We start from the raw sequence: 18,409 nt of genomic DNA, 5'->3' as shown, positions 1-18,409 counted from the left end.
AGACTTTAACCAGATGCAAAGAATCAGCTAATTAGATGCTGGTCACTTTACCGAACTTACTCAAATGCTCAATTCGATTGTAATCAATAATCTTCCACGAATCGCCGGCTGTCTCGATATGACTGATGCATGTGTTGAAAAGCTTGGTCTTTCCCGTTCCAATTTTCCCATTTGACAGGATTGCCAGAATAACATTGATTAGACCTCCATGCGCGACGAGCAGGATCGTCTGATTGGGAAAGCACGCTCTCATCGTTGAAAGGCCGTGAACGACACGCTTTTTGACAAAGTCAATGGGCTCCATATCCGGAATGTTTCCATCCGGGAACTGTTCATCACGCTCCGGGATTGTCATGCCGGACGCCTTACCGTACGCTTTTTCAATGAAGTCTGCGTTTTCTATTAAAGGCAAATTTCCAATATAGTTGTTCACGATCTCCGCTGTCTGCTTTGCGCGAAGCAGTGGGCTGGTCACAACAGCGGAAAACCTCGAGGATTCCAGAAATTCTCCAACCATTTCAGCTTGTTGTCTTCCCCGCTCATTCAGCGGTATATCTTCGCGTCCCTGCAGTTTCCCGATCGCATTCCAATCGGTCTCTCCATGCCTGACCAGGCAAATTGTCGTCATGATCAATCCTCCAACTGTTCTTTCTGGTACTTAAAGCCCGCTTATCACAGGCTCCAAGTAATCTTATCTCCTATTATATCGGAAAATTATTTCTTATGTAGTGCCAAGTTTTCCAATTAATCCGCTTCATTAAGCTGAGCGGCTATCCTTATCACTAATCAAGGCGCAACCCAGTGTGAAAAAGAACCGTTACCAATTAATCGGAAACAGTTCTTTTCTTAGACCACGCAAGCAATACGTGGATAAGTATATGAAAAAATTTTTCTCTACCTTTGCCCTTTTATATACGGAACACCATCCGCTTTTGGGGCTTCTGCACGGCCGACAAATCCGGTGAGTACAATCAATGTCAGTACATATGGCGCGGTCAGCATAATGACCGAAGGCAAGCGATCCAAATACGGAATCTGCTGACTCGTAATACTGAGTGCTTGGGCAAACCCGAAAAACAATGATGCGCCCATGGCGCCAATTGGATGCCATTTACCAAAGACAAGTGCGGCAAGCGCGAGAAAACCTTGTCCGGCAATCGTCGTCACACTGTAGTTGGATGTAATTGTTACCAGATATACGGCCCCGCCGATTCCTCCGAACACACCGCTTAGAGCAACACCTATGTAGCGCATCTTGCTGACATTAATGCCAAGCGTGTCCGCGGCAGCCGGATGCTCACCCACCGAACGAAGGCGTAATCCAAATGGCGTTTTGAAAATAATAAACCAGACAAACACAGAGACAAGAATGGCAAAGTATGATGTATACGTCACTTGCTGAAAAAAGATCGGTCCTATAAAGGGAATCTTGCTTAATCCAGGAATGCTGATTTTATCAATATTATGCGAAATATAAGGGGTCTGCCCTTTTCCATCATAAATCATTTTCACAAGAAAAATGGTTAAACCTGCTGCAAGAAAATTTAACGCCACACCACTGACTGTTTGATCTGCCCGGAAAGAAATCGAGACCACTGCGTGAATCAACGAGAAAATTCCCCCTGCAACAGCCGCAATTAAAATGGCAATCCAAGGAGAAGCGTCACCAAGTCCCGCGTGTTCCAGCCCTAGGGTAGAAATAGCTGCCGTAAAGGCACCGACTGCCATCAATCCTTCCAGTCCGATGTTGACAACTCCCGAACGCTCAGAGAAAACACCGCCCAATGATGTAAAAATCAACGGGGCAGCGGTAAGCAGTGTCGAAGGAATAATAATCGTCAATACTTCAAAAAGGCTCATTATTTATGCCCCTTTCTCGATAGGCGGCCGAGCGCCCACTTAATCACATACCCGGAGCCGACAAAGAAAATAATCAGAGCAATGATGATCTGAATTAATTCAACCGGGACTCCCGCTATCGATTGCATCGTCAAGCCGCCGGTTTGCAATCCGGCGAACAGCGCACCGGAAAGCAATACGCCAACCGGTGTGTTTAAGCCGAGCAATGCAACAGCAATACCATTGAAACCAATCCCGGTAAATGCAGAATTAATCGTCATATACTGATAAGTGCCCAGTCCTTCCATCGCACCGCCTAGACCAGCAAAGACACCGGAAATTGTCAGCGACAGAATAATGTTCCGACTAACATTCATTCCTGCATATTTCGACGCATCAGGGCTGAAGCCGACAGCACGGAGCTCATAGCCCTTTGGCGTTTTCCATAAAATGAACCACATCGCCAGCACTGCGATAATCGCCACGATAAAGCCCCAATGAAGCCTGGATCCTTGAGTCAAGTCAGCAAGGAATGGCGAAGCCAATGATGCCGCGTGCGGTATCGTCGGCGTACGTTCTCCTTCGCTATAAAGAAAGTTCTTTATGATATAGGCCGTCAAATAGAGAGCAATATAATTCATCATAATCGTTGAAATGACTTCATGCACTTTAAATTTTGCTTTAAGAAGGCCGGGGATATAACCCCATAATGCACCCGCTGCCCCGCCGGCGAGAATAGAGAGCGGAAGCAGAACCACTTTTGGAAGGTGACCGAAAATGATGGCGCAGGCCACAGAGGCCAGCCAGCCGGCCATCAGCTGACCTTCCACACCAATATTGAAAAGACCGGTGCGGAAGGCAAATGCAACAGCGAGTCCTGCAAGTACAAGCGGGATCATCGCCCGGATCGTTTCACCACCATAATAGGGCTGAAGGAAAATGGATTCCACAATGGATTGATAAGCCAGCAGCGGATTGTAACCAATGATGAGCATGATGATCGCCCCGCAGAGCAGGCCAAGTACTACGGAAACAACAGGGATCAACAGATTGATCCAATCGACTTTTTTCAAAAGTCTGTTCATGACTCTGCGCCTCCTTTCTTACGACCGGCCATAAGCAAGCCAAGTTCGTTCTCATCCGTTTCTTTCGGATTCACGATATCAATGATGTTCCCCTCATAGATCACAGCAATTCGGTCACTTAAATGAAGAATTTCGTCCAACTCAAAAGAAACAAGCAGAACTGCTTTCCCCTTCTTCTTTTCATCGATCAATTTGCCATGAATAAACTCGATCGCTCCAATATCCAGTCCTCGTGTCGGCTGTGCCGCAATCAAGAGTTGCGGACTTCGATCCACTTCTCGAGCGACAATAACCTTTTGCTGATTGCCTCCTGAAAGTGAGCGTGCAAGCGTTTTTTCACTTGGAGTGCGGATATCAAACTCTTGAATCAGTTGTTCCGCTTTTTTGGTAATCACTTTGTTCTTTAAAACGCCGGATTTAGCATAAGGCTTTTTATAGTAGGTTTGGAGTACCATGTTCTCGCCAATCGTGAAATCCAACACCAAGCCATGTTTCTGCCGATCTTCCGGTATATAGCCCAAGCCTGCCTCTACAATTTTTCTTGTTTTTTGATTCGTAATATCTTGACCGTTGAGTTTGATTGTTCCATCTTTAACTTTGCGCAGACCGGCGATTGCTTCAATCAGCTCCGTTTGCCCGTTTCCATCCACACCCGCGATACCGAGAATCTCTCCGCCATGTACCGACAGGTGTAAATCCTTGATCACATTAACCTTGCGAGAATCCAGCACATTAAGATGCTCAATTTCCAATACCTTTTCCTTAGGATCGTATGGCGCGTCATTGACTTGGACATGAATTTTACGTCCAACCATCATACTGGCTAAATCACTTGGATTCGTCTCGGAAATCGACATTGTATCTATATTTTTCCCGCGTCTGATGACGGTGCAGCGATCACACGCCTCAAAGATTTCTTTCAACTTATGCGTGATCAATATAATTGACTTGCCTTCCGATACCAAGCGTTTCATGATCACGATCAATTCTTTAATTTCAATCGGAGTCAGCACAGCTGTCGGTTCATCGAAAATCAGTATATCTGAGCCTCTGTAGAGTGTCTTTAATATCTCCACACGCTGCTGCATCCCTACTGTAATATCCTCGACCTTTTGATAAGGATCAACATCCAGTCCGTACTTTTCGGAAAGTTCCTTAACAATTTTGACTGCTTTCGCCATATCCAGCAAGCCATGCTTTTTTGGTTCTCTTCCCAAGATAATATTTTCAGCAACAGTAAACTTGTCGATCAGCATAAAATGCTGATGCACCATGCCTATGCCGAGCCGAGTTGCGTCGTTGGGATCATTGATGACTGCCTTTTTCCCATGAACATATAGTTCTCCCTGATCAGGCTGATAGAGACCAAAAAGGATATTCATCAACGTTGATTTTCCGGCTCCGTTTTCGCCGAACAACGCGTGAATTTCTCCCTCTTCTACCTGAAGGGTAATGTTGTCATTAGCCACTATACCGGGAAATTCTTTCCTAATATGTCTCATTTCAATTGCATAGGACATGCCTTCAGTCTCCCATCTCTGAATATGTAAAAAAATTTGTTCTTATCACTATGTCAAAACTTGTTTTTTGCTTAATTATAATAGATGGATGAGACAGAATTCCGCCTCATCCATCAGCAAATATTAATAATTACTTCAAATTAGCAAGATATTCCTTTAATTCCTTGTCCGTTGTTGGAACATTGATCGAACCATCAATGATCTTACCTTTATAGTCATTTACAGCGTCCAAAGCTTTCTTCGATACGTTTTCAGTTGTTGGTGCAATACCTACACCATTTTGTTCAAGTCCGAATTCAAGTACTTTTCCGCCTGGAAATTTGCCTGCTTTTGTTTGCTTTGTTACATCATAAATTGCTTTATCCACACGTTTCACCATGGAAGTAAGTGTTACGTTTTCCGGCAGTCCTTGATCATGTTGATCTTTATCAACACCGATGACCCATACCTTCTTGCCATTCTTGGTGCGATTCTTCGCTTCCGTAAATACACCATTGCCCGTGTTGCCGGCAGATGCATAAATAATGTCTGCGCCTTTTGTATAAATTGTTTGAGCGATTGCGCGTCCTTTATCCGGTGCATCGAAAGCACCAGCATATTGAGCATAGACTTCCGCTTTCGGATTCACAGTTTTTACACCGGCTTTAAAGCCGTTTTCGAACTTCTTGATCAGTGCTGAGTTAATACCGCCGATAAAGCCGACTTTATTTGTTTTCGTTGTCAAACCTGCAACGACACCGACCAAGAACGATCCTTGTTGTTCTTTAAACGTAATGCTGGCTACATTTTTCAAAGGTTTATTGTTCTTATCAACAGCAACGGCATCAACAATACCAAGTTTCGCCTTCGGATTCTGTTCAGCGATCTTCTGAACGTCACTCTGCATCAGGAATCCAATGCCATAAACCACGTTAAAGTTCTGGTGAACCATCGTATTCAAGTTCGGTGAATAATCCGAAGCTTGAGTTGACTGCAAATACTTAACGCCTGTCCCTGTTTTCAGGTCGTTGTCTTTAGCAAAATCTTTCAAACCTTCCCAAGCAGACTGGTTGAAGGATTTGTCATCAACACCGCCTGTGTCCGTAACCATACCGGCTTTAAACGCACTTTTCTTTGTCGCGCTGTCACCGCTCGATTTGCCATTGCCGCATCCAGCAAGAACAGATGCCATGACAACAACGAAAGCTACGAGCACTGCTATTCTCTTTTTAAACACTTGAAATCCCCCCGTTAAATCTTTTTAATTAAACTCACAGACTTTACTATAGCTTATCTCAGTCCAAAAGGAAACCAATAAATAGCGAAAAAGCGAAAATTTAGTAGAACAACGGAATAATCGTTCGGTTTTTATTATTTATCCCTATCGAAATTCTTTAATTCATGCGTATTTCACATGAATCGCTGCTCTTCACCTGCTTTTTCCTTTCCATAATATAGTATCTCTCAACTATTTTAGTTCTTATGCAAAAAAAAGGGTGGTTATTGTCATATTATCTGACAGAGACCATGCCAGTCATATGATTACAGTACACAGAGTACTTTTGTTATAATGAAGCCAAAAGGGTTCTGAGGAGGTTTCTATTTATGGATCGGCTTTTATTCATCGAAACAGGATTTGGTATTGACGTTCACGGTCAAGATGTGACAACTGCTGCTGTCCGTGCCGTTCGCGATGCGATTCACCGCAATTCTATGCCGGGCATCACGCACTTTCTGCCGGAAAATGATCTGAATAACATGAAAGTGACCATTCGTCTCGCCGTTCCTATGGATAAAGAATCCCTGGACTTTGAAAAAGTGAAAGCCGAGATTCCCTATGGTACGGTTCACATTGTCGTTATGGACGGAGGTATGGCTGCTCCAAGCGGAATCGTACTTAAAGAAAAAAATGATAAAAACGATTTAATGTACATTGTTAACGCTTCGGTAGAAGTGGGCTGCTAAAGAGGAAAAGAGGCCGGTAAGCGCATCTATATCTTGCTTCCATTGGCCTCTTTTCTCTTCTTATTCCTTGTATCGATCATAGAGCTTTTGACGATGCGCGTTCACCACATCATCCAAACTTAACTGATACAGATCGGCGAGAATCGCTAAATTTGAGAGCACATCGCCAATTTCTTCAGATAAATTCTGCTTGATCTCAGCCTTTGTTTCGGCAGACTCACCCGGATGATCACGCCCTATTTCATAGGCGCGAACCGCGCGCGACACCTCTCCTATCTCTTCCATTAAAAAACCAACGCGTATATATGGAGGAAGATCCTTCCAACCACGCTTTTCATAAAATCGTTTCTCCCATTCCTGTACTTCTTTCAGATACATGTAGTATTGCTCCCTTTGCGAATGATTTTCCAGCACTTTTCATGAGTTGATTATAGCACGTGCGTTCGCTAAACGATAATCATTAACTGAAACCTGCACTAAAGAATCGGAAATACTTTTACAGAAATGACAGGGCAAAACTAAGGTGCAACTGATCGTTGCAATCAAGCATCTATATAGATCTTTACTTGATCGACATCCAAGACTAGACTACAAACTACCTAATGCGGAAAGGAGCATCATTATGGATTTAGGAAGCAGGATCAAGGAAGCGCGTGAACGATTAAATCTTTCACAAGATGAGCTTGCCGAAAAAATGGATATTTCTCGGCAAGCCATTTCAAAATGGGAAACAGGAAAAAGCTATCCCGACATTGAGAAAATTTTGAAGCTCTCAGACATCTTTAATCTGTCTCTCGATGAGTTGGTCAAAGGCGATAAAACGTTTCAGGAAAATTTGATTAAGGAAGGCAGGATGACTATGTCAGGCTTAACAATTTTAGGCTATGTACTTGTTGCGCTGGGCATCATTGTAAGTATTTGGGGAACAGCTCAATTTCCGCTTAACTTGATGAATACCGAATTCATGTCTTATTTAGTTGGAGGATTGGTCTTAATAACTGCCGGTTTAGCAATCATTCACGGCGTCCCGACTTGGCTCTTATTAAGCGCATTAGTTCTGACAGCAGCTGCAACCATTGTTTACATGATCGGTATGCAAATGGAACTCTTTGTGCTGCTGTCAGGAATCGTTGTCATTTTGGGGCTTGGACTGTGGCTGATAACCCTGATTTTTAAAAGATAGCTCTTAAGTAATGACTTACTTTAACCATCGTGTTCATTAAACAACAATCGACCCGTTTCCAACCGTTTTCGGATAAGACCGAGCAGCAGGGGTAAATTAAGATAAAATGATAGACCCCAATGATTTCCTGAACAATGAGAAAGAATGTTTCCTACAAGTGTATTTACACTTGTAAAGTTTGTCATTATAATGGGGACAGATTTGAATAATAAAAGATGAACACGCTCTGTTTCATAAACACTAAGAGCCGCACTCATTTAATAGGAGGATATTATGTCACTCACGAATCATCCCTCGGAAAAAAAGTTGCTTGGCGTCGCCGGTCTTGCCTGGTTGTTTGACGCGATGGACGTCGGTATGCTGTCATTCATCATCGCAGCTTTGGCAGCTGATTGGAAATTAGATTCGGTTCAAATGGGCTGGATCGGCAGCATCAGTTCAATCGGCATGGCTGTCGGTGCGCTTATTTTCGGATTAATGGCCGATCGAATCGGACGAAAAAATGTGCTTATTTTAACCCTGCTTTTGTTCTCTGTCGGTGCCGGTCTGTCAGCACTGGCTACAGGAATCACCGTTTTTCTTGTACTGCGTTTCTTCATCGGCATGGGCCTTGGCGGTGAATTGCCTGTCGCTTCAACCCTTGTTTCCGAAAGTGTAGCCAAGGAAAAGCGCGGACGCATTGTCGTCTTGCTCGAAAGCTTCTGGGCGGGCGGCTGGATTATCGCGGCACTGATCGCTTATTTTATTATTCCGCCTTTCGGATGGCGTATTGCTTTACTAATCGGGGCACTTCCGGCTTTCTATGCTATTTATCTTCGCTGGAATATCCATGATTCGGCAAACTATGTCGCGAAGAATCTGCAGGATAAACCCTCTGTGCTGCAAAACATCGTTGAGGTCTGGTCGAAGAAATATGTTCGTCAAACCGTGATGCTTTGGATCCTCTGGTTCTGCGTCGTGTTCTCATACTACGGCATGTTTCTCTGGCTTCCCGGCGTCGTCGCTCTTAAAGGATTCAGTATGGTTAAAAGCTTCGGTTACGTACTGATCATGACACTTGCGCAGCTTCCAGGCTATTTCACTGCCGCATGGCTGATTGAAAAATGGGGACGCAAGTGGGTGCTGATGGTCTACTTGCTGGGCACTGCGGTATTCGCTTATTTCTTCGGCTACGCGACGACACTGCCGGTTATTCTGACCTCTGGCATTCTGCTTTCATTCTTTAACCTCGGTGCATGGGGCGCACTGTACGCCTATTCACCGGAACAGTATCCGGCAGTTATTCGGGGCACCGGCACCGGCATGGCGGCAGCTTTTGGACGAATCGGCGGCATTTTCGGACCGCTTCTCGTCGGCTATTTGCTCGTGCAAAAGGTATCCATCGGCGGCATCTTCACGATCTTCTGCATTTCCATTATTGTCGCTATTTTAGCTGTGCTCTTCCTCGGTAAAGAGACGAAGAACAAAGAATTGGCTTAAAGAAAAACTTTTTAGTAGTAAAGAGGCTTCCCACACATGTTGGGAAGCCTTTTTGATTAGTTAAGAAAGTATAAAAAAATTAAAGACTCAAGGAAACGAGTGTAAGTTCGACTAAGTCTTTGTCTTTGCCGGAGACTTGGCAAAGCCAAGTTTTCTAATAAGTAAAAAAAGTAAAGCGTTTTGACTTGCCGGTACGACGATAAGGTCATAAGATTCGATTGGGCGATCAGATAAGCGTCCAATCTGAGAAATAAACGGAAAAATTCCGCTTATCGCATCGAAAAACGTGAAAATGGAGGGTTTTTCTGTGAATAAGCGGAAAAATTACCCTTATGTACCTGTGAAACAAGCGCCAGGATACAAGTAACCGGAAAATCTCCGCTTATTTTACTCCGGCCGCGTTACTTAATTAAGGACCAAAATGATTTATGAAACAGAAATGTCTGTTCACGCACAAGGTTGATGATTCAAACCGGTATTTGGAGCAAAGGAGCTTTCGTATGCAAGGAACCTTCGCTAACAATAGAAGAACTTTCGCTAATTACGCATACGTCCTGTATGCAACGCGAAAGTCACCGCATCATGCGGAAGTAAGGACCGGGCTGTGCCCGGTTTTTCTAATTAGTTACGACTGACCTGATAAATCTTTTCCAGCCATTTCTTTCTTTTCTGCTCACTGCTCGTTCGCACACCGGAAAAAACAAACCGGCGCACCGGCCGAATTCCGCAAAATATCCTGCCAAGTTGGAACTTAATCAGGGAAACTTGGCATTTAATCCGGGATAAATCCTGGACTATCCCGGAAAACTGCGGTCTTATCCGGAGATGGACGCCGTGCTCGAGCTTTATCCCGCCAAGTTGGGACTTAATCTTGTAATTTTCGCGCATCGTGTTGTTGCGCATCTCACGTCTACTGTTCAGGAGTAGGCATGCTGCATGAAAGCAGAATCTCCTGTCAATTCTTTCAATAAAAAAACCATTGGCCTAATCTTATTAGCCAATGGTTTTTCGTTTACTGTTTATTTTTTCATCCCATAAACGCTGCACCAATAATGAGTGCACCGGCGATAACGAATGCCGGGTGAATCCGGAAGCGCTGCATTAGAATAAAGCTTGCCGCGGCGATCAGGACCATCGGTAGCCATCCTGACGATTGCAAAGAAGTCGCAAAGAAATTGTAGGCCATCATACCAAGCATGACTACGATAATCGGACGAATCAATAAAGTCAGCCACTTGACCTTTGGCGAATCTTTGAATCGCTCGAGCAGATGCAAAAGCGCAATAAGTAGAATAAGTGAAGGTGCAACGGTCGCAACCATTGCAACTACCGATCCGGCAATGCCCGCCACATCATAGCCGATATAGCCGGCCATTTTGGTAGCGATCGGCCCGGGCAGAGCATTTCCGAATGCTAAGATATTGCTGAATTCCGATACCGACATCCAGTGATAGTGGCCGACGACCTCATTTTCTACAAGTGGAATCGATGCGGGACCACCGCCGTAGCCAAGAATAGCCGGAATAAAAAACGCCAGAAATAATTGCCACAGAATCATTTGTGCTCACCCGCCTTTTTGGCAGGCTTAAGCAGAACAAGCAGCAAAGTCAACGCGATCAGAATTGCCGGGTGAACGTGCAGTACTTCCATCAATACAAAGCTCAATCCGACCAGAATCAAACTGATTGCCCATCCCAAACCCTTTTTAGCATTCTTCATAAAGCTCCAAGTCAGCTGAGCCATCAATACACCGACCACCGGCAGAACCGCCTGCGTCATCCCGCGCACCCACCGCTGGTCTTGGAATCGGGCGAGCATTCCGAGCAGCGCGATCATTAAAACAACGGTAGGCAGAACCACTGCCGCAAGTGCGACCAGCAAACCTGTGAGTCCCTTCACGCGCCAGCCGACATATCCGGCGAGCTTCGTATTAATCGGTCCGGGCAGAGCGTTTGACAGAGCCACTAAATCGCCGAATTCTTCAAGACTCATCCATTGATATTTTTTGACCACCTCAGCCTCTATGAGCGGGATTCCGGATGGACCACCGCCAAAGCTGACAATCCCTGAGCGGAAAAAAGCGACAAATAAATCCCAATGAATTGCTAAAGAAGATTTCTGAATCGACTTGTTTTCACCTTCCTGAGTCATCCGATCAAACTCCTATCTTATCCATTCTTTCTTCCTATATTGGAAGATCAATGTGTGTTCCTATTACCAGGCGGAAATGATGCCATCCGCCCGTGATTCTGTTCCACCTGCTAAAGTTCCGGTTTTCGCGTCGCGCCAAATAATTTGTCCGCGCCCAAAGGAACCGGTGTCTAGGGCGATGCGAATGTCATGTCCGCGCCGTGCTAATGCTTGCGCCAACGCATTTGGAAACTCAGGTTCAACCATTACCGTCTTGTTTTCAATCCATTGCCATCTCGGTGCGTCAAGCGCGGCTTGCGGATGCAGGTGCTCGTCAATTAATCGGCTCACAACCTGCAGATGGCCTTGAGGCTGCATATAACCGCCCATAACACCAAACGGCCCGATCGGTTGTCCGTTCTGCGTTAGAAAGCCCGGAATTATGGTGTGATATGTTTTCTTTCCAGGTGCGAGGCTGTTTGCGTCCTTTGGATTCAGAGAGAAGGTGTAGCCGCGATTCTGCATTGAGATTCCTGTGCCCGGAATCACGATCCCCGACCCGAATCCCATGAAGTTGCTTTGAATGAAAGAAACCATATTCCCTTCATCATCAGCGGTTGCCAAATAGACAGTTCCGCCTTTTGGCAGCCTGCCCGGCTCCGGAGTAATCGCCAACCGTCCAATTTGTTTTGCCCGCAATGCAGCGTACTGTTCTGAAAGCAGCTGCTTCGTTTCATCACCCATGTCGCGCGGATCCGTAATATAGGATTTGCCATCGGAAAAAGCAAGCTTTATCGCTTCAATTTGCTTATGATATGTATCAATCAAATCCTCGCTCTTCAAATCGAACTGCTTCAAAATAGTCAAGCCAAGTAAAGCAACCAGCCCTTGCCCGTTCGGAGGAATCTCCCACACGTCATAACCGCGGTAATTAACTGAAATAGGATCAACCCATTGCGGACGATACTGTTCAAGGTCGCTTTTACGGATAAATCCTCCATGTGCGCGTGAAAAAGTATCAATTTGATCCGCCAATTCACCTTGATAAAAGGCTTCAGAATTTGATGCGGCAATAGCTCGCAGACTGCGCGCGTGATCTGGGGAACGCCAAATTTCGCCCGCTTCAGGTGCTCGATCATCGGGGGCAAAGACATCGAACCATGGCGCATACATAGGATCGTGAAAAGTTTGCTTATATTCATCAAAGGCATGTCGCCAATTTTTGGCGACAACAGGCGAAACAGGAAATCCTTGCTCCGCATACTCAATGGCCGGACGAAGTACATCCTTTAAAGGGAGACGTCCAAACTTGCGTGAACACTCTGCCCACGCGGCGGGCGCACCGGGAACCATCACCGGCTCTAAACCGTGTGCAGGTATCGCATCAAAACCGCGTGCGTGAATCGCTTCAATGGAAATGCCCTGCGGAGCGACCCCACTGGCATTCAGTCCGTGAAGCTTTCCCTTTGTCCAAATAATCGCAAAAGCATCACTGCCGATTCCGTTGGAAGTGGGTTCAACTACCGTCAGACAAGCCGCTGTGGCAATGGCGGCGTCGATCGCGTTGCCGCCGTCTTTCAAAATATCGAGACCCGCTTGAGCTGCCAATGGCTGCGCGGTTGCCACCATTCCCCTTTTTGCGAAAACCGAATTTCTCGACTGGGGAAATGGATTAAAGTGATAATCAAACATGTGTCACGCCTCTTTTTCAGTGGAGTATGTTCTTTCATTCTACCCCAGCCATGTTAACCCTGTATATGCGGCACGTGATGATTTTCCTTTTTTATCAACCAATTGACGATGCTTATGTTCACTTTGCACAATAGCAAAAAGCGGTGCCTGTAGAGGCACCGCTTTCAATCAATTTTTATTTCAGTTGTCCGTGTCAAGAGAGCTTTTGTCAATTGATGACCCTTTGGTTGAATCGCTTTGTGATTTTGTGTTCGATTTACTTTGGTCCTTTGACTTTCCGCTGTCCTGTTTCGGTGTTTCTGTGCTGCCTTGATCTTTTACCTTTTCAGAGGCTGACGGATTTGTGGTTGTTAACTGCGCGCCAACTGAAACGGCCTTCACATCTGAAGCACTCTTATTCATATAGTTTTCCGGGCTGACCGGAATATTATTTTTGCGAATCTCGAAATGCAGATGAACACCCATCGCTTTGTTCAACGCTTCTGTTCCTGCGGTTCCGATTTTCTCTCCTTGAGCAACCTCTTGTCCCTTAGCGACATCTACAGATCCGAGACTTTGATACATTGTTTCAACACCGTCTTTGTGTTTCAGTGTGACTTTGTAACCCAAAGTGTCGTCCTTCGTTGCTTCTGTAACTTTTCCACCCATCGCCGCTGTAACTGTAAACGGTTTTTCATCATTCGCGCCAATGTTGATGCCCGTATTTTGGACGTATGAATTGTTATAGTTTACGAGAGCGGCTTGCTGTTCTGCTTCAGTTCCTTTGACGTCATAGAATGGCTGGATCGTTGTTGTGTCCTCTGCCTTTGCCGGCCATTCAAATACTTCATCCCCGGCATTAAGTGCATGAGGCGTTGCTTTGTCCTGATTGAAAACCGTGCTATCCTGATTCTCGCTCGCCTTATCCGCGCCATTCATTTGAAAGAGCAGCACCCCGGTTAGGATTAGTGATGCGGCGCATAAATATAAGGCGGGATAGAACCAACGCCGTTTTGCTAGTTTTCGCAGACCGGACAACTCTTTTTCTTGCGTTTTCTTTTGATCCTTGTTATCTGTCAAATTGTATCACCTCAGCAACATTCTGATCAGAATGCGGCCAATCTATACATTGAAAATGAAAAATCAAGTTTTTTTCTGTAAAAATTTATAAAATTAACAAAAGTGCATCGATAAATTGCTATTTTCTAAGAATAACCTGCGTTCTGTTTTCTGAAAATATTGTCTTGAACAGACACTCCATCTGCGCATTCTTGGAAAAAAAGTATGGTGCTCGTCCGTCTTATTAGTCTTGACTTAAATCTGGTGAGAGTAAAAATAAGCGGAGATTTTCCGGTTATTTACATCACGACGCTTGTTTCATAGGTAAATAAGGGTAATTTTTCCGCTTATGCACGGAAAATATCTCTATTTTCACGTTATTCGATTTGATAAGCGGAATTTTTCCGTCTATTTAGGTGAATTTTTCATTCATTATCTAATTAAGCGAAATTTCTCCGTCTATTTATCAGATTGGGTGCTAGCCTAATTGTCAACCACATTTTATGACACTTATCGTCGTACCAACAAGCCAAAACACTGTACTTTCTAAACATGTAAAACAGGCACCAAAACTCAGGTACCTGCGAAATAACGATCATTTTTTTGCGATTTCCTTTTCCCCTTTGACTGTCATCTTGCTAATTTGTGTCCCTTTGTAGAAGTAAGTGATGATCTGTTCGGCTGCCTTTCCTTCACGGGCCATTCCTTCCGCTCCGTATTGGCTCATTCCGACATCGTGTCCGCTGCCCATGGTCAACACTTTGATTTGATTACCAACTCGTGTGAGCTGGAAATCAGTAGAACTCAGTTTTAATTTTTCACGCACCTGCCTACCTGTAAATCGTTTGCCCGCGATCTCATAGAGCGCAATATGACCGGTACTCGTTTTCCGAACGACCTTTCCTAAAACACCTTGACTATTTGCCAAATTAATGTCTAATGCCTGTTCAACTGCTTGAATGCTGATTGACTTCGTGTTTCTATACCTTGGGGATAGTTTATCCCATGGACTGGGTACGGATTTAAGGTATGGGACATCATTTGTCCAGTAGTCTTTAGCATTTTCCGTTTGTCCATTGCTTGTCGAAAAGAACACCGGAGAAATTAATTTCCCATTATAAGTAATGACTTGGTTATGTGTACCATCAACTGCTTTTTTTACTTTTTTCATTTTCCATTCATAGTCCTTACCCCAAATTTTCTTTAATTCTTCGGGACTATGATACACTTGGTTCTGTACTGTGTCTGTCACACGAACATTCGAATTTTCAATAATACGCGCCATAATGTACGTTCGTGCAGCGATCGCTTGAGCTTTTAGTGCCTCAACCCTGAACTTGGCTGGCATTTCTGATCCAACAACACCAACCAAATAGTCATTCAAAGCCACGTGATCCGTTTGCTTTTGTTCTGACCTGTAAACGGAGACGGTTATCAAACTTTGCTGAGCCGCGCTTTTGGTTCGATTGCTGCTTAGGCTTTGTTTCTGTTCACCTACAGCCTTATGTGTGAATGGAATCACGACTGCCGCGGGGATAATAATAATGACAAGCGCGAAGAGGAAAAGGAGTACGGCGGCTTTCTTCATATGGTTTTTGCCTCCAGGACATTAATATATTAAAAGTTATGTTATCCCTGTGTTAATTAGAACAGGCTGTTCACACATAGTTCCGCCGTTGCTGCATATAATCTTGTTTAAAGATCTTTCTATAACTGTTTATTTCTGAAAATTCAAAACGGTTTGTGCAACTTCAACGTGATGAGTATCTTCTAAATCAGTATTTAACGAGTACTGCAAAAAACCCGACCGGGGCAGTCAGGTCGAGTTTGATTTAAGACATTATTTCGTTTTAATACATCTGTTTATGCAAATTTTGGATTAATGCTAAGGGATCCGCGCAGATCATCAGTGACAGCAACAGGTTGCTCCGCCTCGTTTAGGTTTACGCGTTCAATTTCCGCGCCTAAAGCACGCAACTTGCCTGTCAAATCTACATAGCCGCGATCAATATGGTGTAGACGGCTGACCTTTGTATAGCCCTTTGCAACAAGTCCGGCAATAATAAGTGCAGCACCTGCGCGGAGGTCTGTTGCTGCCACCTCGGCACCTTGCAGATCGCATGGACCGTTTATGACCGCAGAGCGTCCGTCAATTTTAATGGTTGCATTCATTCTTCGGAATTCTTCGACATGCATAAAACGATTTTCAAACACCGTTTCTGTGATGACCGATGTTCCTTTGGCTTTGAGTAAGAGTGCCATCATCTGAGCTTGAAGGTCGGTTGGAAAACCGGGATGCGGCATTGTTTTAACGTCAACCGTATGAAGATGGTCGCTGCCGATGACACGAACGCCATCCGTTTCTTCTTCAATGGTGACGCCCATCTCACGCATTTTTGCAATTAGGGGACGAAGATCTTCAATATCTGAGTCCTGAATCAACACATTACCGCCGGTGATCGCAGCCGCAATCATGTACGTTCCTGCTTCAATCCGATCGGGAAGGATCGTGTGTTCGGCACCATGCAGCTTCTCAACACCTTCAATTGTGATTCTGCCGGTTCCTTCGCCACTTATCTTTGCGCCCATCGCATTGAGGTATTGCGCCAAGTTAACAATTTCCGGCTCACACGCCGCATTCTCAAGGACTGTTTTTCCATCGGCAAGCGATGCCGCCATGATTATGTTTTCCGTAGCGCCGACACTTGGGAAATCCAAATAAATGACTGCACCTTTAAGTTTCCCGTTGACGCTCGCTTCTATCGAACCATTACCAATGGTAACTTGCGCACCCATCGCTTCAAACCCTTTAAGGTGTTGGTCAATCGGGCGTGATCCAATCGCGCAGCCGCCAGGCAATGCAATTTTCGCATGACCAACCCTTGCCAAAAGAGGTCCCATAACCAAGAATGACGCACGCATTTTCCGAACATATTCAAATGGCGCTTCCGTAAATAGATCGGCCATTGCGTTAACCATAATCGTTTTATTTTCATAGTTCACCGACGTATTTAAATAACGTAATACTTCGTTAATTGTGTATACATCCGCAAGTTCCGGTACATTATATATCTTGCTTGTGCCTTCAGAGGCAAGCATTGATGCGGCAATGACAGGAAGAACAGCGTTCTTTGCACCTTCAATCTTCACAGAGCCCGAAAGCCGTTTCCCTCCATGAACGATAATTTTTTCCAAACTTTTCCCCTCCGCGTCCATTTATCTCTTCGCTCGATCCGGAACATTCTTCCGTGCCGCGTATTTTACTAAATCAAATCAAAACGAGGAGTGTCCCAAGATTTATATTCCCCACTTAGTATTCCGTCGTAATGATCGGTGAGCCAAGGACAATGATGGTCCGGTCCCCATCATTCCTCAAGGCCGCCTGAATGTTCATCTTTTTGTTCGCTGTATAAATGGCATTGTTCCATGTCTTAGTATATGCGGAAATTGATACAAAGGTTTTTTCTTGCAGTCGTTCAACTGGAGCGGCTGAAAAAAAGTTCAAATATCGTTTTCCTTCGTCAATTAAGGCAAGTTTCATTTTAGCACTGCGATAAGCTTTTACACAAGTGTAGATGTGCTCTTGTCCGTGAAAAATTCTACTCATTTCCGCTGTCATTTCTTTTTTGTTTTTCAACCATTCATTCTGCATAAGAGATTCGCCGGATACTCGATATAGTACGACGGTCTGGTAATACTTTCCTTTGGGGTAAGCGATATAGGTTACCCTCATTTGATAGTTGCCAGACGTTACTTTTTTTGTTCCTTGCCAACCTATGGCCCCTTCATTTGGTCGCAATTTCTTCCAGCTGTATCTAGTTAATTGCGCCTTTTTTTGTGCGAATGCATGGTGAAATTGAGTAAGCGTTACATTTGAAGCCTCGTTCTCACGCGCATAAACCGTCCAATTAAACACATGCGCATGATACTTCTTAAAAGCTTGCGCAAATAATGAGACACGATTTAATTCGTCGCTTTGATGTGTTGCCTGTTCCGCTGACGCTCGTTCTTGACTTGTCGCCGTATACAACTGGATACTCAGTAAAAAGATTATTATTAGAAAAATATTCCGATTCATTATGCACGCCTCTCTCCCTGTCTTCATTATTCCCAAGGGAAAGAAGGAGGCATACGTGGAACTTTTCGTCAAAAACAGAGCAATTTCGCTGTAGTAAAGAGAATGATCATAGTCAGTTGTAAATTTGCGGCAACATCAAAGACCAAACGACATAGTCAAGAAAAAACTTGGCTACAGGATAACTGATCGCGATGGCCAAAAGCACATAAAAAATTCTTGCCTGCAAGCTTTTCGGATAGCGAAATACTGCTTCGAATTTCAAGCTTTGCAGAGCCCACCAAGTGAGCGCAAGAAAACTGAGATGAATTAAGATGCTGATCATTGCCTGAAGGCCGGAATTTTCAATCAATCAAAGCCACCGCCTGTTTCTGTCTTCATATGTAATGCCTGTTCTCTAATTCCATATACGATCAACACATGT

The 18,409-nt window shown here is 44.5% G+C and carries 17 protein-coding genes; 3 read left to right on the top strand and 14 right to left on the bottom strand.

The annotated features are described in order from the left end of the window. Positions 1-31: 31 nt before the first annotated feature. The 5 genes from ABWW58_RS07855 to ABWW58_RS07835 all read right to left on the bottom strand — a co-directional run bounded on the left by ABWW58_RS07855 (position 32) and on the right by ABWW58_RS07835 (position 5,660). On the bottom strand, positions 32-628 hold the full coding sequence (locus tag ABWW58_RS07855; RefSeq protein WP_353868588.1) for a histidine phosphatase family protein: 597 nt from the start codon (positions 626-628) through the stop codon (positions 32-34). A gap of 266 nt (positions 629-894) precedes the next feature. Continuing rightward, positions 895-1,860: an ABC transporter permease gene (locus ABWW58_RS07850; RefSeq protein WP_353868587.1), complete on the bottom strand. Its 966-nt coding sequence runs from the start codon at positions 1,858-1,860 to the stop codon at positions 895-897. Next, positions 1,860-2,924 carry an ABC transporter permease gene (locus ABWW58_RS07845; RefSeq protein WP_353868586.1) on the bottom strand — a complete coding sequence of 355 codons (1,065 nt, stop codon included), beginning with the start codon at positions 2,922-2,924 and terminating at the stop codon, positions 1,860-1,862. Before ABWW58_RS07845 ends, ABWW58_RS07850 begins: the two co-directional genes overlap by 1 nt. After that, a complete protein-coding gene (locus ABWW58_RS07840; protein WP_353868585.1) occupies positions 2,921-4,444 on the bottom strand; it encodes an ABC transporter ATP-binding protein in 1,524 nt (507 codons plus the stop codon). Before ABWW58_RS07840 ends, ABWW58_RS07845 begins: the two co-directional genes overlap by 4 nt. 130 nt (positions 4,445-4,574) lie before the next feature. Then, a complete protein-coding gene (locus tag ABWW58_RS07835; RefSeq protein WP_353868584.1) occupies positions 4,575-5,660 on the bottom strand; it encodes a BMP family lipoprotein in 1,086 nt (361 codons plus the stop codon). 368 nt (positions 5,661-6,028) lie between these two features. On the opposite strand from ABWW58_RS07835, the gene ABWW58_RS07830 reads away from it, so the two are divergent. Beyond that, entirely contained in the window at positions 6,029-6,388 is a 360-nt protein-coding gene (locus ABWW58_RS07830) for a Lin0512 family protein (RefSeq protein ID WP_093670734.1), read from the top strand. Positions 6,389-6,448: 60 nt separating this feature from the next. Here ABWW58_RS07830 and ABWW58_RS07825 read toward each other — a convergent pair whose 3' ends face one another. After that, the gene (locus ABWW58_RS07825) at positions 6,449-6,766 is read right to left on the bottom strand and encodes a MazG nucleotide pyrophosphohydrolase domain-containing protein (protein WP_353868583.1); all 318 of its coding nucleotides are present in this window, start codon (positions 6,764-6,766) and stop codon (positions 6,449-6,451) included. A gap of 244 nt (positions 6,767-7,010) precedes the next feature. On the opposite strand from ABWW58_RS07825, the gene ABWW58_RS07820 reads away from it, so the two are divergent. Beyond that, positions 7,011-7,571, top strand: coding sequence for a helix-turn-helix domain-containing protein (locus tag ABWW58_RS07820; RefSeq protein ID WP_353868582.1), 561 nt, complete (start codon positions 7,011-7,013; stop codon positions 7,569-7,571). A gap of 273 nt (positions 7,572-7,844) precedes the next feature. Further along, positions 7,845-9,050, top strand: a complete 1,206-nt coding sequence (gene niaP / locus ABWW58_RS07815; RefSeq protein WP_353868581.1) for a niacin permease NiaP — start codon at positions 7,845-7,847, stop codon at positions 9,048-9,050. A 1,027-nt stretch (positions 9,051-10,077) separates the two neighbouring features. Here niaP and ABWW58_RS07810 read toward each other — a convergent pair. The 8 genes from ABWW58_RS07810 to ABWW58_RS07775 all read right to left on the bottom strand — a co-directional run bounded on the left by ABWW58_RS07810 (position 10,078) and on the right by ABWW58_RS07775 (position 18,337). Further along, positions 10,078-10,608: a chromate transporter gene (locus tag ABWW58_RS07810; RefSeq protein WP_353868580.1), complete on the bottom strand. Its 531-nt coding sequence runs from the start codon at positions 10,606-10,608 to the stop codon at positions 10,078-10,080. Then, positions 10,605-11,201 (bottom strand): chromate transporter, encoded by a 597-nt coding sequence (locus tag ABWW58_RS07805; RefSeq protein WP_353868579.1) that lies wholly within the window; start codon positions 11,199-11,201, stop codon positions 10,605-10,607. The genes ABWW58_RS07810 and ABWW58_RS07805 overlap by 4 nt, the downstream gene beginning before the upstream one ends. Before the next feature lie 63 nt (positions 11,202-11,264). Further along, positions 11,265-12,872, bottom strand: a complete 1,608-nt coding sequence (locus tag ABWW58_RS07800) for a gamma-glutamyltransferase family protein (RefSeq protein ID WP_353868578.1) — start codon at positions 12,870-12,872, stop codon at positions 11,265-11,267. Positions 12,873-13,052: 180 nt separating this feature from the next. Then, positions 13,053-13,931 (bottom strand): peptidoglycan DD-metalloendopeptidase family protein, encoded by an 879-nt coding sequence (locus ABWW58_RS07795; protein ID WP_353868577.1) that lies wholly within the window; start codon positions 13,929-13,931, stop codon positions 13,053-13,055. A 574-nt stretch (positions 13,932-14,505) separates the two neighbouring features. Then, the gene (gene spoIID, locus ABWW58_RS07790; protein ID WP_353868576.1) at positions 14,506-15,498 is read right to left on the bottom strand and encodes a stage II sporulation protein D; all 993 of its coding nucleotides are present in this window, start codon (positions 15,496-15,498) and stop codon (positions 14,506-14,508) included. A 275-nt stretch (positions 15,499-15,773) separates the two neighbouring features. Further along, positions 15,774-17,105 (bottom strand): UDP-N-acetylglucosamine 1-carboxyvinyltransferase, encoded by a 1,332-nt coding sequence (gene murA, locus ABWW58_RS07785; RefSeq protein ID WP_353868575.1) that lies wholly within the window; start codon positions 17,103-17,105, stop codon positions 15,774-15,776. 115 nt (positions 17,106-17,220) lie between these two features. Next, positions 17,221-17,988 carry a YwmB family TATA-box binding protein gene (locus ABWW58_RS07780; RefSeq protein ID WP_353868574.1) on the bottom strand — a complete coding sequence of 256 codons (768 nt, stop codon included), beginning with the start codon at positions 17,986-17,988 and terminating at the stop codon, positions 17,221-17,223. A 112-nt stretch (positions 17,989-18,100) separates the two neighbouring features. Continuing rightward, on the bottom strand, positions 18,101-18,337 hold the full coding sequence (locus tag ABWW58_RS07775; protein ID WP_177184644.1) for a DUF1146 family protein: 237 nt from the start codon (positions 18,335-18,337) through the stop codon (positions 18,101-18,103). Between the last annotated feature and the right edge of the window lie 72 nt (positions 18,338-18,409).

It is taken from the genome of Sporolactobacillus caesalpiniae (assembly GCF_040513385.1).
GTDB lineage: Bacteria > Bacillota > Bacilli > Bacillales > Sporolactobacillaceae > Sporolactobacillus.
The sequence above is the reverse complement of the archived record's forward strand: the minus strand, read 5'-3'. Positions and strand labels throughout refer to the sequence as shown.